At 65.6% G+C, this 13,140-nt stretch carries 16 protein-coding genes; 5 read left to right on the top strand and 11 right to left on the bottom strand.

Features of this window, described 5'->3' with window-relative positions; genetic code table 11:
• Nucleotides 1-116 precede the first annotated feature (116 nt).
• Both apbC and WDZ97_RS16465 read left to right on the top strand, forming a co-directional pair.
• A complete protein-coding gene (gene apbC / locus WDZ97_RS16470) occupies nucleotides 117-1,205 on the top strand; it encodes an iron-sulfur cluster carrier protein ApbC (RefSeq protein ID WP_296807745.1) in 1,089 nt (362 codons plus the stop codon).
• Between the two features lie 38 nt (nucleotides 1,206-1,243).
• Nucleotides 1,244-1,549 (top strand): hypothetical protein, encoded by a 306-nt coding sequence (locus WDZ97_RS16465; protein WP_425763458.1) that lies wholly within the window; start codon nucleotides 1,244-1,246, stop codon nucleotides 1,547-1,549.
• Between the two features lie 6 nt (nucleotides 1,550-1,555).
• On the opposite strand, the gene WDZ97_RS16460 is transcribed toward WDZ97_RS16465, so the two are convergent.
• The 11 genes from WDZ97_RS16460 to WDZ97_RS16410 all read right to left on the bottom strand — a co-directional run bounded on the left by WDZ97_RS16460 (nucleotide 1,556) and on the right by WDZ97_RS16410 (nucleotide 10,509).
• Entirely contained in the window at nucleotides 1,556-2,182 is a 627-nt protein-coding gene (locus WDZ97_RS16460; RefSeq protein ID WP_425763457.1) for a class I SAM-dependent methyltransferase, read from the bottom strand.
• Nucleotides 2,179-2,664: a thioredoxin fold domain-containing protein gene (locus WDZ97_RS16455; RefSeq protein ID WP_425763456.1), complete on the bottom strand. Its 486-nt coding sequence runs from the start codon at nucleotides 2,662-2,664 to the stop codon at nucleotides 2,179-2,181. Before WDZ97_RS16455 ends, WDZ97_RS16460 begins: the two co-directional genes overlap by 4 nt.
• Complete coding sequence (locus WDZ97_RS16450) at nucleotides 2,661-3,626, bottom strand: MBL fold metallo-hydrolase (RefSeq protein WP_425763455.1); 966 nt, start codon at nucleotides 3,624-3,626, stop codon at nucleotides 2,661-2,663. Before WDZ97_RS16450 ends, WDZ97_RS16455 begins: the two co-directional genes overlap by 4 nt.
• Before the next feature lie 2 nt (nucleotides 3,627-3,628).
• On the bottom strand, nucleotides 3,629-5,353 hold the full coding sequence (gene soxB, locus WDZ97_RS16445) for a thiosulfohydrolase SoxB (protein WP_425763454.1): 1,725 nt from the start codon (nucleotides 5,351-5,353) through the stop codon (nucleotides 3,629-3,631).
• Nucleotides 5,354-5,360: 7 nt separating this feature from the next.
• Nucleotides 5,361-6,008 (bottom strand): sulfur oxidation c-type cytochrome SoxX, encoded by a 648-nt coding sequence (gene soxX, locus WDZ97_RS16440; RefSeq protein WP_425763453.1) that lies wholly within the window; start codon nucleotides 6,006-6,008, stop codon nucleotides 5,361-5,363.
• Between the two features lie 11 nt (nucleotides 6,009-6,019).
• Nucleotides 6,020-6,835, bottom strand: a complete 816-nt coding sequence (soxA, locus tag WDZ97_RS16435; protein WP_304004707.1) for a sulfur oxidation c-type cytochrome SoxA — start codon at nucleotides 6,833-6,835, stop codon at nucleotides 6,020-6,022.
• 112 nt (nucleotides 6,836-6,947) lie between these two features.
• The gene (gene soxZ / locus WDZ97_RS16430; RefSeq protein ID WP_020162952.1) at nucleotides 6,948-7,262 is read right to left on the bottom strand and encodes a thiosulfate oxidation carrier complex protein SoxZ; all 315 of its coding nucleotides are present in this window, start codon (nucleotides 7,260-7,262) and stop codon (nucleotides 6,948-6,950) included.
• Between the two features lie 42 nt (nucleotides 7,263-7,304).
• On the bottom strand, nucleotides 7,305-7,772 hold the full coding sequence (gene soxY / locus WDZ97_RS16425) for a thiosulfate oxidation carrier protein SoxY (protein ID WP_020162951.1): 468 nt from the start codon (nucleotides 7,770-7,772) through the stop codon (nucleotides 7,305-7,307).
• A gap of 11 nt (nucleotides 7,773-7,783) precedes the next feature.
• Nucleotides 7,784-8,803 carry a c-type cytochrome gene (locus WDZ97_RS16420; protein WP_425763452.1) on the bottom strand — a complete coding sequence of 340 codons (1,020 nt, stop codon included), beginning with the start codon at nucleotides 8,801-8,803 and terminating at the stop codon, nucleotides 7,784-7,786.
• Nucleotides 8,787-10,118 (bottom strand): sulfite dehydrogenase, encoded by a 1,332-nt coding sequence (gene soxC / locus WDZ97_RS16415; RefSeq protein WP_425763451.1) that lies wholly within the window; start codon nucleotides 10,116-10,118, stop codon nucleotides 8,787-8,789. The genes WDZ97_RS16420 and soxC overlap by 17 nt, the downstream gene beginning before the upstream one ends.
• Before the next feature lie 13 nt (nucleotides 10,119-10,131).
• Entirely contained in the window at nucleotides 10,132-10,509 is a 378-nt protein-coding gene (locus WDZ97_RS16410) for an ArsR/SmtB family transcription factor (RefSeq protein ID WP_019915880.1), read from the bottom strand.
• 187 nt (nucleotides 10,510-10,696) lie between these two features.
• Here WDZ97_RS16410 and WDZ97_RS16405 point away from each other — a divergent pair, with 187 nt between their 5' ends.
• The 3 genes from WDZ97_RS16405 (at nucleotide 10,697) to WDZ97_RS16395 (ending at nucleotide 13,129) form a co-directional block, all read left to right on the top strand.
• Complete coding sequence (locus tag WDZ97_RS16405) at nucleotides 10,697-11,017, top strand: c-type cytochrome (RefSeq protein ID WP_020162948.1); 321 nt, start codon at nucleotides 10,697-10,699, stop codon at nucleotides 11,015-11,017.
• On the top strand, nucleotides 11,014-12,285 hold the full coding sequence (locus WDZ97_RS16400) for an NAD(P)/FAD-dependent oxidoreductase (RefSeq protein ID WP_020162947.1): 1,272 nt from the start codon (nucleotides 11,014-11,016) through the stop codon (nucleotides 12,283-12,285). Before WDZ97_RS16405 ends, WDZ97_RS16400 begins: the two co-directional genes overlap by 4 nt.
• A gap of 247 nt (nucleotides 12,286-12,532) precedes the next feature.
• The gene (locus WDZ97_RS16395; protein WP_425763450.1) at nucleotides 12,533-13,129 is read left to right on the top strand and encodes an OmpW/AlkL family protein; all 597 of its coding nucleotides are present in this window, start codon (nucleotides 12,533-12,535) and stop codon (nucleotides 13,127-13,129) included.
• Nucleotides 13,130-13,140: the final 11 nt, after the last annotated feature.

The raw sequence follows: 13,140 nt of genomic DNA, 5'->3' as shown, positions 1-13,140 counted from the left end.
ACGCGGCTGCGCCACGGGGCGCGGGTGTATCGGTTATACTTTAGTAAATTAATCGGGTATTCCGCGACAGGCGCGCACGAGGCGCGACGGCGGCTGCCCAGCGTACGGAGTTGTCCATGTCCATCACCGAAGCCCAGGTCCAGAGCGCGCTCAAGGAACTGATAGACCCGAATACCGGCAAGGATTTCGTCAGCACGCGCAGTGCGCGCAACATCCGCATCGACGGTGCCGACGTGTCGGTCGATATCGAACTGGGCTATCCGGCGAAAAGTCAGATGGACCACCTGCGCCGCCTCGCCATCGCCTGTCTGCGCGCGATTCCGGGTGTCGGCAATGTGAGCGTCAGCGTGACGCAGAAGATCGTGTCGCACGCGGTGCAGCGCGGCGTTAAGCTGCTGCCCGGCGTCAAGAACATCATCGCCGTCGCTTCCGGCAAGGGCGGCGTCGGCAAGAGCACCACCGCAGTAAATCTGGCGCTGGCGCTGGCCGCTGAAGGTGCGACCGTCGGCCTGCTCGACGCCGACATCTACGGCCCGTCGCAGCCGCAGATGCTGGGCATCACCGGCCGCCCGGAATCGCCGGACGGCAAGTCGCTGGCGCCGATGACGGCCTACGGCATCCAGGCCATGTCGATCGGCTTCCTGATCGACGTCGAAACGCCGATGGTGTGGCGCGGTCCGATGGTGACCTCGGCGCTGGAACAGCTGCTGACCGAAACCCGCTGGGACGAGGTCGACTACCTGGTGATCGACATGCCGCCGGGCACCGGCGACATCCAGCTGACGCTGGCGCAGAAGGTGCCGGTGACCGGTGCGGTCATCGTCACGACGCCACAGGACATCGCGCTGCTCGACGCGCGCAAGGGTCTGAAGATGTTCGAGAAGGTGGGCATTCCCATCCTCGGCATCGTCGAGAACATGAGCCTGCACACCTGTTCCAAGTGCGGCCACGAAGAGCACATCTTCGGTGAGGGCGGCGGCGCACGCATGGCGGCCGACTACGATCTGGAGGTGCTCGGTTCGCTGCCGCTGGCGATGCAGATCCGCGAACAGGCCGACTCCGGCAAGCCGACCGTCGTGTCCGACCCGGATGGCCGCGTCGCCGAAATCTACCGCGACATCGCGCGCAAGGTTGCCGTCAAGATCGCCGACAAGGCGAAGGACATGACCGCCAAGTTCCCGAGCATCGTCGTGCAGAACACCTGATCGAGCCGCCCGCCGGGCGGTCGCGTGGGAGAGTCCGGATGAAGCTGCTGAAACTGCTTGTACTTGCATCCTGTAGCGCGCTGCCGGCCTCTCTGCAGGCAGCCGACCCGGTCAAGGGCGGAGAACTGATGACCGAAGCGCAGTGCGAAAGCTGCCACGACGATCGTTATGGCGGCGGCGACGGAACCCAGATCTACCTGCGCAGCGACCGCCGCGTCAATTCACTGGCGCAGCTGGCCACCCAGGTCAGCGTATGCAATTCGCAACTCAATACCGGCTGGTTTCCGGAAGACGAGGCGCACGTCGTCGCCTATCTGAACAAACGCTTCTACAAGTTCAGGTAGGGTTAGTCAGTTCGCCGGGCGCCGGCAGTAGCAATAGACGAACTGCTGCACGGCGCCGCCCGGCGTATGGTGCGTTTCGCGGCCGTATTCCAGCAATTCGAAGGGCGCGCCGAATTCGGCGTGCAGCGTGTCGGCGCCGTAGCGCATGACCGGCAGCCCGCTGCAGCGATCCGGCCCGTCTTCTGCGAAGGTGGCGACGATGACGTGACCGCCCGGCTTCACCGACTGCAGCACCCGTTCGACATAGGCGTGTCGCTGCGCCGCATCGGTCAGGAAGTGGAAGACCGCGCGGTCGTGCCAGATGTCGTAGCGCTGGCGCGGCAGATCGATCGCGGTGATGTCCGCCTCCACCCAGCTCACCCGTCGCGTGTCGTCGCCGAGCCGCGCCTGCGCCGCAGCCAGCGCGACAGCGGACAGATCGAGTACGGTGAGGTCGTGATAACCACGCGCCAGCAGATCGTCGACCATGGTCGATGCGCCGCCGCCGACATCGATGATCGCCGCATCGCGCGCAAGGCCGGCGCGGGCGATCAGCGCCAGCGAGTGCTCGGCATGCGGCTGGAACCAGCTCACGACATCGGGCGCCTTGTGCGTGTAGATGTTTTCCCAATGCGATTTGGTGACGTCGTTCATCGCGCGGCAGCCTTCAGCCCGGTGGCGATCGCATCGTCCAGGTAGGCGCCGTAGAAATCCGCCTTGCCGGCGCCGATCAGCGGCGAAGCGACCTGCTGGCCCCGCGCGTCGAGGAACAGCACGGTGGGTGCAAACTGCACCTTGAGCCGTCTGGCAAAGGCCGCCTGCGTGGTCGATGTGCCGTCGAAATCGGTCAGCGCGCGTGCGCTGTTCAGGTCGATCTCGCGCACCACCAGCCGGCCACGATTGGCCGCGTCGCGCGCCAGCGGCGCCAGGTAGTGGCTGCGCACCTCTTCGCAGTAGTGGCAGCCGGGCAAGGAGAACAGCACGACGAATACCACGCCCGGATTGGCCGCCTCGCGCGCGTCGTTCGCCGCGTGCACCAGCACCGGCAGCGCCGTGCCGGCGGTGCGCGCAGGCTTGGCGGCCAGCGCCGGACAGACGACCAGTGCAGCGGCAGCGATGAGGGCGCGCCACTTCATTTGCCGAGCGCCTCCTGTTCCATGCGCAGGAAGGTGCCATAGGCATTGATGCGGTTGGCGGCATCGAAGGCCGGCATCTTTTCCCAGCGGCTCCAGTCGGTGCGCGCGTAGGCCTCGTCGAAGGGCATGAACTCGGCGACGGCGCGGCCCATCTGCTCGCGCAGGTAGCCGATGTAGTCGCGGGTCATGCCGAGATCGCGTGACGGGTCGGTCGAGGCCGGGCCGTGACCGGTCACCAGCGTGCCCGGTTTCATCGCCAGCAGCTGCTCCATCGTGACCAGCCAGCGCTTGCTGTCGGCGTCGCCGACGAAGGGGATGCGTCCAATGAACAGGATGTCGCCCGAATAGATGACGCGGTCCTCGCGCACGACGATGACCATGTCGTCCGGTGCGTGCGCCGGGCCGAGGTAGACCAGCTCGAAAGTGATGTCGCCCATGCGGAAGCTGGTATCGCCCTCCAGCCAGACGTCGGCGCCGACCAGCCGCGTGTTGGCGTCGACCCAGGGGTCGAGGTCGCGCCGACGCTGTTCGAGGCGCGCGCGCCCCTCTTCGCCTTCGATGTACTCGCGCCCCGCGCGGTGCGCCCACACATCGGCGCCGACCGCCTTGAAAGCCTGCAGGCCGTAGAAATGATCGGCGTGGTAGTGGGTGACCAGCACGCGGCGGATCGGCTGGTCCGTTATCGTGCGTATCGCGGCGATCAGCGCCTGACCCAGCGCGGGTGTGCCGAGTGCGTCGATCACCACCACGCCGTCGCCGGTGACGACGAAGCCGGCATTGGAGTTGAACGCCTCGTTGGCGAGGCTGGCCGGGCCCGATTCGCCCTGCACGAACCAGCTGTGCGGGCCGACCTGTACCGGCTTCAGCGGTGCGCGCAAGGCGGGTGCGTCGCCCGCCGCTGCGAACTGCGCGAGGAGGAGTGCGCAGACGGCAAGCAGCAGGCGACGCAGGAGGGGGCGCATGGTCAGGCCATCCCCGGGTTGCCGGCTACGCCCTGCAGTTCGGGCAGGTTGAGCTTGATCGGCTTCACCGTCTTCACGTCCTTCAGGTAACGCGCCATCAAGTCCCAGATCGGTTCGCCGCCAGCGTTCCGCGCCTCTTCCGACACCGGCGCCCAGCCGGCGACGCGGTAGGTCTTCGCCGCCTCCAGCGGCTTGCCGTTGAGCGTCATGCCGCTGATGCGGCTGCCCATTTTCGCGGTCGGATCGCAGCGGTACTGCAGCCCGCCGACGCGCACCATGTCGCCGCCCTGCTGGTAGTACGGATCGGGGTTGAACAGGTTGTCGCAGACGTCTTCGAGCACGGTCTTGATGAACTCGCCGGTCATCGGCGTCAGCGTCGTGTACGGGTAGGTGATGGCGGTCTGGTCGAGCAGGTTCTCCATCGTGATGGCATCGCCCGGCAGCAGGCTGGTGCCCCAACGGAAACCCGGCGAGAACGCGATCTCGGCGTCCTTCATCTTCATCAGCCCGTCGAGGATGAGCTGGTCGAAGCTGCCGTTGAAGTTGCCGCGGCGATACAGTAGGCCCTCGGTCACCGCCAGCTTCTCGTTCAGCTTCGCCTCGTGCGGCGCGCGCATCTTCGTCACCAGCGCCGTCATGTCGGCGTCGGCCGGAATCAGGTTGGAGAACACCGGCAGCAGGTGGTAGCGGAAGTCGCTCACCTTGCCGCCCTTGACGTCGAAATCCAGCACGCCGAGGAACTTGCCGTTGGAGCCGGCGTTGGTCACCAGGGTCTGGCCGCTGCCGTTCTTCACGATGACCGGTGCCGGCACGCCGTCGTGCGTGTGACCGCCCATGATGGCGTCGATGCCGCCCACGCGCGAAGCCATCTTGATGTCGACGTCCATGCCGTTGTGCGACAGCACGACCACCACCTGCGCGCCCTTCGCACGGGCGGCATCGACGTGTTCCTGCATCGACTCGTCGTTGATGCCGAAGCTCCATTCCGGCGTGAAGTAGCGCGGATTGGCGATCGGCGTGTAGGGAAAGGCCTGGCCGACGATGGCCACCGGTACGCCGTTGATCTGCCGGATCACGAAGGGCGGGAACACCTGGTCGCCGAAGTCGGTGGTCTTCACGTTCTGCGCGACGAAGTCGATCCTGCCGGCGAAGTCGCCATCGACGATCTGCTTCACGCGCTCGGCGCCGTAGGTGAATTCCCAGTGGCCGGTCATCACGTCGACGCCGAGCAGCTTGCAGGCATCGACCATGTCCTGGCCCTTGGTCCATAGCGAAAGACCCGAACCCTGCCAAGTGTCGCCGCCGTCGAGCAGCAGCGCGCCGGGCCGGCTGGCCTTCATGCGCTTGACCAGCGTCGCAAGGTGAGCGAAGCCGCCGACCTTGCCGTAGGTCCTCGCCGCCTGCGCAAAGTCGAGGTATGTGAAGGCGTGTGCCTGCGGCGTACCCGGCGCGATGCCGAACTGCTTCAGCAATTTCTCGCCGACCAGATGCGGCGCGCGACCGGCCATGTCGCCGATGCCCAGATTCACGTCCGGCTCGCGGAAGTAGATCGGCATCAGCTGCGCATGACAGTCGGTCATGTGCAGCAGGCTCACGTTGCCGAAGCGCGGCAGTTCGTACATCTGCCCGGCCGCTGCCGCGGCGCGGGCAAAGTCGCTGTGCAAGGTCATTCCGCCGGCGCCGGCCAGCGCCAGCAGCTGCAGGAACTCGCGGCGGTGCATGCTCATCGGCGCATCACTCCGCGTTGACCGGCGACTTCGGGTCGAGCAGCAGGGCCACGATGTGGCGGATCTGCTTCTCGTCGAGGATGGCGTGCGCACCGAAGCGCGGCATGTTGGTACACGCGGTGTAGGCGTTCGGGTTCCAGATCTTGCCCCACACGTACTTCTGCGTCGCCTCGGTGTTGCCGTGCAGCTTGCCGTACTGGTAGAGGCTGGGGCCGATGGTGCCGAAGGAAATTTCCTTCTTCGTGATGCGGTGGCAGTTGTAGCAGTTGCCGCCGTTGGGATCGCCCGCCTTGTCGCTCCAGGTCAGGCCGCGACCGCTCTGCGCGATCTTCTCGCCTTCCTTCCAGTCGCCGAGATAGTTGCCGTCGGACGGCCACTTGATGGCGGCCATCGCACTTTCCTGGATGCGGTCGCGCAGATCGTCGTCGATCGCATGGCCGTGCTTGGAGCAGGCCGCCATCACTTCGTCCTGCTGCAGGCGGTCGGTCTTGACGATGCCCTGTTCGCGGAACGAACGTGCCATCACTTCCGCGGTGTCGCGGTCATATGCCGCCTGCTGTTCGGCACTCGGGCGACCGCCGGCACAGCCGGCGACGGTGGCGAGGGTGGCGAGGGTGGCCAGTGCGAGTGCGGTATTGCGCAAGGTGCTGTTCATGTGTCGTCTCCTCAGCGCTTGATCGCGGGCGCGGTGCTCTCGCCGGCACCGTTGGCGGTCACACCCAGATAGGTCGACAGCGCGATGGTCACGTCCGACCCGTAGAGCGGATAGGGGAAGCGCTGCTGGCGGAAGCAGTCGTTGAGCCGGCGCTGCATGCTCCACAGTTCGCCGCTGGACACGCGGTAGGCCGGCCACGCGCCGAAGCCGCGCGCGGCGTCCGGGCCCTTGGTCAGGTTGGGCAGATCCTGCAGGCGGATGCGCTTGCCGTCCTCGCCATGACAGGTGACGCAACCGAAATCGTGCGTGCCGCCACGGTAGTTGAATGCGCGCTTGCCGATCTCGTACATGCGCTTCTCTTCCGGATGCGACGTGGGCACGTTGAACTTCATGCCGCGCGACTCGGCGGAAATCCACGCCACCAGCGCCTCGATGCTCTTCTGCTCGCCCTTGCCGAAGGGCGTCTTCGCGACCTCGTCCGCAGGAATGCCCTGCAGCGTTTCCATGCAGGTGAGCAGGCGGGATTCGAGGTCCTGCACCCGCTTGGTGTCGGCGAAGTAGCGCGGCAGCGTGACGAAGGCGCCCTTCACCACGCCCGGGCCCTGGCCCAGGTCGCACTTCTCCAGCGAGGCGTTCTTCGGACCGCGCGCGGTGCGCCACAGCTCCTCGCCCTGCATCTCCCACAGTTCGGCGGGGTTGCCGTCGGCGAGTGCCTCGCGGTACTTGGCAATGCCTTCGGCGGTGGCGTCAGCGCCTGCCGGCATCGCCGGCAGCATCAGCGCCAGAGCCGATGCGGCAACGCATGCGGCGTATCGGGTGCCTTTCATATCTCTTCCTCCAGTCCTGCGTGTAATGACTCGACTGTGTGCGGGACTGACCTTCGTGAGGTCGTCCTGTCTCTTTGGTGGAGTGCGCCGGCGCTGCACGCCGGTCGGGGCGTCAGGACACGACGACTTCGTCGGTGCGCTTCTCGCCCTTGTTGTCCACCCAGCTCACGCTCACCTTGTCGCCCTTGGCCCCGCCCTTGAACTTGAACTGCAGGTAGGGGTTCTTCGAGACCGCCGGGCCGAACTGACCGGCCAGCACGACGCGGCCATTGTGGGTGGCGGTGATTTCGGTGATGTGGTGCGCCGGAATCAGGGCACCGGACGCGTCCTTGCGCTGGCCGGTCTCCATGTCGTGGCTCATCAGGATCTTCACTTCGGTTTCGGTGCCATTGCTGGCGGCGCGGATGCGCATCGGACCTGCTGCCATGTCTTGCTCCTTGAATGTACGGGTGTCGGGGAAGTGCGGGGCTCAGCCGCCGCAACCACCCAGCGTCACCTTGATTTCCTTGGTGGTCATGTAGAAGCTGCCGCCGGCCTTGACCAGCGCGAACACGTTCGAGGTCTGACCCATCTTGACGCGCGTGCTGACGTCGGCGGCCGTGCCCTCGGGGAGCGTGAAGCTGGCAGCCAGCATGCTCGGGTTCTTCTCGATCAGGATGGCGATGAACTCGGTGCCCGGCAGCGTGCTCTTGACGGCGACCGGCACGACGGCGCCGTTCTCGGCGATGTCGGGCGCATTGATCTGCACGTCCTTCGAGTCGGCCGGTTTGCCTGCGCCGAGCGCCTTGAGCGCGTCGTCCATCGTCTTGGCGTCGAATGCCGCCTTGTCCCATGCTGCCTGCGCCACTTCCGGCGTGATCAGGCCCGCGGCAACCAGCACGCCGAACAGGCCCAGTGCGCCCCCGGACTTCAGGGCTTCTCTTCGCTGCGAGTTCATCTACTTCCTCCTCAGTTTTCGGGCGAACCCGACAAGATCCATTTCACCAACGCGCTGACGTCGGCATCGCTGACCTGCGATTGCGGCGGCATCGGGACGTCGCCCCAGGCGCCGCTGCCGCCATTCCTGATGCGGGCGGCGAGACCGGATTCTGCACCCTTGTCGTCCTTGTAGCGCTGCGCAACGTCGCGGAAGGCTGGGCCGAGTATCTTGCTGCCGACACCGTGGCAGCCGCTGCAGCCGTGCTTCTTCATCAGCTCGAGCGCCGGCTGCGGCTTGGCGGCGGGCGCTGCAGCAGCGCCAGTCTTCTGGCCGCGCACCGGGCCGACCACACGGTTCTGCTCGGCCAGATTGCCGTGCGCATCGCGGGCGTAGTCGGGCAGGCTGGAACCCAGAGTGATCTGCGTCTTGCAGTTCTTCATGCAGGCGACGTTCTTCACGTCCGGCTTGCCTTTGACGTCCCACAGCCCGTGCTTCGTCGTCATGCCGTTGCGGTTGGGCATGCGCTTCTGTACTTCGGCGATGTTCTTGTCCGACAGCACATAATCGGCCGGCACGATCTCACCCAGATTCAGGATGTAGGCGAGCACGGCGTAGGTGTCATCGGCGCTGAGCGACTTCGGTGCATTCCACGGCATCGCACGGTGAATGTAATCCCACAGCGTGGATACGGTGGCCACTTTCATCAGCGTCGTGCGCTGCGGCGCGTCACCGCGGATATAGGCGCCGACGCGGCCCTTCTCGATGTCTTCCTTCGTCGTACCGCCGACGATGGGCGTGAACACCTCGTTGCTCTCGCCGAAGGTACCGTGACAGGAGGCGCACTTGCTCTCCCACACCTCCATGCCACGATCGACCGAGCCGGAACCGGGCGGCAGACCGGTGAAGTCGGGGCGTACGTCGATATCCCAGGCCTTCACCTCGGCCGGCGTAGCGCTGCGACCGATGCCCTCGTACTTGCCGGCGGCAAGGGTGGCGCCCGCGCTCAGTGCGAGTGCGGCAGCGAGGGCGAGTTCAGTAAACCTGGACATTGCTCACGTCTCCGCTTTCCGCCAGCTTCCACGACTGGATGGCGTTGTTGTGATAGATCGAGCGCGTGCCGCGCACCTCGCGCAGTTGCGCGTAGTTCGGCTGCACATAGCCGGTGTCGTCCATCGCGCGCGACTGCAGGATGGCCGGACTGCCGTCCCACACCCAGTCGATGTTGAAGCGGGTGAGCGCCTTCGACAGCACCGGTGTTTCCAGCCGGGCGGTGCGCCAGTTGCGGCCACCGTCGGTCGATACATCCACCCGCTTGATCTTGCCGCGGCCCGACCAGGCGAGGCCGGAGATGTTGTGGAAGCCACGGTCGAGCAGGGTCTGTCCGCCCGACGGCGTGGTGATGACCGACTTGCACTCCTGGATCGACGTGTACTGGCGGTGGGTGCCATCCGGCAGCAGGTCGATGTAGTGGATGGCTTCGTCCTTCGCCGCCCACGGCTTGTCGCCGACCTCGATGCGACGCAGCCACTTCACCCAGGACACGCCCTGTATGCCCGGCACCACCAGGCGCAGCGGGTAGCCGTTCTCCGGACGCAGCATTTCGCCGTTCTGACCCCAGGCGACGAGCACATCGTCGAGCGCGCGGTCGAGCGGGATGGTGCGCGTCATGCTCGAACCGTCGGCGCCTTCGGCCAGCACGAACTTCGCTTTCTTGCGATCGATGCCGCAGTCGTCGAGCAGCACGGACAGCGGCACGCCGGTGAACTCCGAACAGGACAGCATGCCGTGCGTGTACTGCACGGTGGGCACCGCAACATTGCCCCATTCCATGCCGGTATTGGCACCGCACTCGATGAAATGGATGCGCGACACCGAGGGCAGACGCATCAGGTCGTCCATCGTGTAGACGCGGGCTTCCTTCACCAGACCATTCACCATCAGGCGGTGACGGGCCGGGTCGATGTCGTGCCAGCCCTGGTGATGGCGTTCGAAGTGCAGGCCGGACGGCGTGATGATGCCGAACAGACCCTGCAGCGGCGCGAACGACACCGAGGCGGCGGCGACCCGGGTCAGGCCCGGGCTCTCGCGGCGCTTCAACCCGGATTCATACTGCGACGGTGTGCCGTAAGGCCGCTCGGCCACCGGGCGGCCCAGCGTGGTGCTGTGCTCGGGTAGCGTCAGGATGGCCGGGTCGCCCTCGGCGGCGCGCGCGACACCGGTGCCGGCCGCCACCGCAGTCGCGGCGACGAACGCGTTGCGCAGGAAATCGCGCCGACCGGCGGCGACCTCGCCTATCTGTTCAGGTGTAAGAAAGCCTTCGGGTGCGCGACGGATGCGCCCCGGACGGACGGGTGGCTGGGACATGTCTTCTCCGTGACTATTCGGACGCGATTTCGAGCGCGCGGCCGACCTTCTTCAGCGAGGCCTTGCTGGGTTTGCTGGGCAGATTGAGCGCGCTGCCCGACGCGATCTGAATGCAGACGGTGCGGCAGATCGACGGGAAGTTGGGGTCGATCAGCTTGTAGAAGACCATGCTGCCGTCCTTGCGGCGGCCGACGATGCCGGCGCGGTACAGCATGTTGAGATGGCGGGACGTGTTGGTCTGGCTCAGACCGGACTGGCTGACGACGTCGGCGACAGAGCGCTCGCCATCGCACAGGCAGTGCAGGATTTTCAGCCTTGCCGGCTCGGCCAGCAGTCCGAAGTAATCGGCCACCGACTCGAATACCTTGTCCAGCTCCGGATCGTGTTCCATCGCTGCTCCTCATATCGTTTGAATTGAGCATATGCGCGATTGCGCATATCTGCAAGAAAAAATTTATCGATCTTTTGACTTGAGGGTGCGCGGTTTTTTGTCTAGCGTGTCGATAGTCCGCAACGAGCGCCTGCGCCAGAACGGACGCAATGGAACCCCAGTGCAGATACCGAGGAGGAAAAGAATCTTGAACAAGACATTGCCAGGGCTGACTCTGGCACTGCTGTCGCTGAGCGCGACGGCGGTGTACGCGGCGGATCCGAATCTCGGCCGCAATCTTGCGGCAACCTGTGCCAACTGCCACGGCACCGACGGCAACAGCGTCGGTGGCATGGAAGTGCTGGCGGGCATGCCCAAGGGCAAGATGCTCAATTCGCTGAAGGCTTTCCGCAACGGCGAGAAGCCGGCAACCATCATGCACCAGATCTCGAAGGGCTATACCGAGGCTCAGCTCGAACTGATCGCAGACTATTTCTCGTCGCGCACGCCGACCGGAGGTGGCAAATGAGCATCGGACGTCGCGGTTTCATACAGGGCACGCTGGGCGTGTCGGCCATGGCGGCGCTCTACGGTTGCGCCGGTGCCGGCAAGGGCAAGGGTCACGTGGTGGTGGTCGGTGGCGGCTACGGCGGCGCCACTGCAGCCAAGTACATTTCGATGTGGAGCAATGGCGGCATCCGCGTGACGCTGGTCGAGCGCAACGCCGCCTTCGTTTCGTGCCCGATCTCCAATCTGGTGCTGGCTGGCGAGAAGCAGCTGTCGGACATCACGGTGGGCTACGAAGGTCTGGCCAAGTACGGCATCAAGGTGGTGCAGGACGAAGTGACCGCGGTCGATGCCGACAAGCGCGTGGTCAAGCTCGCCAAGGGCGGCGACCTCGCTTACGACAGGCTGGTGCTGTCGCCGGGCGTGGACTTCATGTACGACGGGCTCCCCGGGCTGCAGTCGGCCGCAGCGCAGCAGGCCATCCTGCACGCCTGGAAGGCCGGTCCGCAGACGGTGGCGCTGCGCAAGCAGCTCGAAGCGATGCCGGATGGTGGCGTGTTCGCGATGACCATTCCGAAGGCGCCCTATCGCTGCCCGCCCGGACCGTACGAGCGAGCCTGCATGGTGGCGCACTACTTCAAGACGAAGAAGCCGAAGTCCAAGGTGCTGGTGCTCGATGCCAACGAGGAGATCGTGTCGAAGAAGGGCCTGTTCCTGAAGGCCTGGGCCGACAACTACAAGGACATCATCGAGTACCGCCCGCAGAGCGAGCTGCGCGACGTCGATGCCGGCAACCGTACGGCCATCCTCGAGTTCGATCAGGTGAAGGCGGACGTGCTCAACGTGGTGCCGCCGCAGCGCGCCGGCGACATCGCCGCGAAATCGGGGCTGAAGCTGATCAACAACCGCTGGGTGGACATCAACTGGCTGACGATGGAATCGACCAGCACGCCGAACATCCACGTGCTCGGCGACGCCATCTTCCCGGCGCCGACCATGCCGAAGTCGGGCCATATGGCGAACCAGCACGCGAAGCTGGCTGCCGCCGCCATCGTGAACCTGATGGCGGGCCAGCCGCCGTCGGACTCGCCACTGGTGATGAACACCTGCTACAGCTTCGTCGATGCGACCAACGTCGTACACGTGGCGTCGGTGCACGCCTACGACCCGGCCACCAAGCAGGTGCAGCCGGTCAAGGGCGCCGGCGGCCTGTCCGCGGGCCCGACCGAGATGGAAGGCAAGTTCGCGCTGGCCTGGGCGAAGAACATCTGGGCCGACATGCTGGTCTGATTGCGTCGTCTTTTCCGCCCAGGGCGGCTCTCCGACAAGGGGAGCCGCCCTTTTTTCATGTCTGCGCGTCGGCCCCGACCCCGCTATTGACCGGGTAGAAACCCTCGATACCGGCCGTGCTCGTCCGGATTTTCCCCGCCCTCCTCGCCGCGTAGAACTGTCGCTGTCATGCGATGCGCCCGCAGCGGTGCACGCACGACGGACAACAAGGCAGTCATGCCCACAACAAGGACAAGGAGGAAGAAGGATGAGCCGTGTACTCAAGCGGACGGTGACGGTATTCGCACTTGCGCTGCCGGTGGCGGTGCAGGCGGCGGCAGGTGACTGGGAGCTCAGTCTGGGACTGATGTCGGTCAACGCGGACATGGATTCACCGGTGCTGGGCGTCGACGCATCGGACCGGGTGACGCCGGTGATCAACGCAAGCTATTTCCTGACCCGTCAGATCGCGCTGAATACCGCGGCCGGCATTGCGCGTCACCGCTTCAGCCTCGGCGGTGCCACGCTGGGCCGGGCTTCGATGGCGCCGCTGAACCTGGTGGCGCAATGGCATTTCCTGCCTGAAGGGCGCTTCCGTCCCTATGTCGGCGTCGGCGTCCACCACACGCTGTTCTTCGACCAGGAAGGACCGGTCTTCGACCAGCTCGCCCGCTTCAAGTCCGATACCGGTCTCGTGCTGCAGGCAGGTGTCAGCTGGTCGGTGTCGGAGCGCTGGTTCATCAACATGGACTACAAGAAGTTCTACCTCGAAACCGACGTGCGCTTCTCCGGAGCGCCCGCCCGTGTGGAACGCATCGGTCTCGATCCCGACGTGTTCAGCCTTGCATTCGGCATGCGCTTCTGAGCGGCGACGGC

Origin of the sequence: Methyloversatilis sp. MC4-4, assembly GCF_049843555.1 — a bacterium.
GTDB lineage: Bacteria > Pseudomonadota > Gammaproteobacteria > Burkholderiales > Rhodocyclaceae > Methyloversatilis > Methyloversatilis discipulorum_B.
Note: the sequence above shows the minus strand (reverse complement) of the source record. Positions and strands in the feature narration are given on the sequence as shown.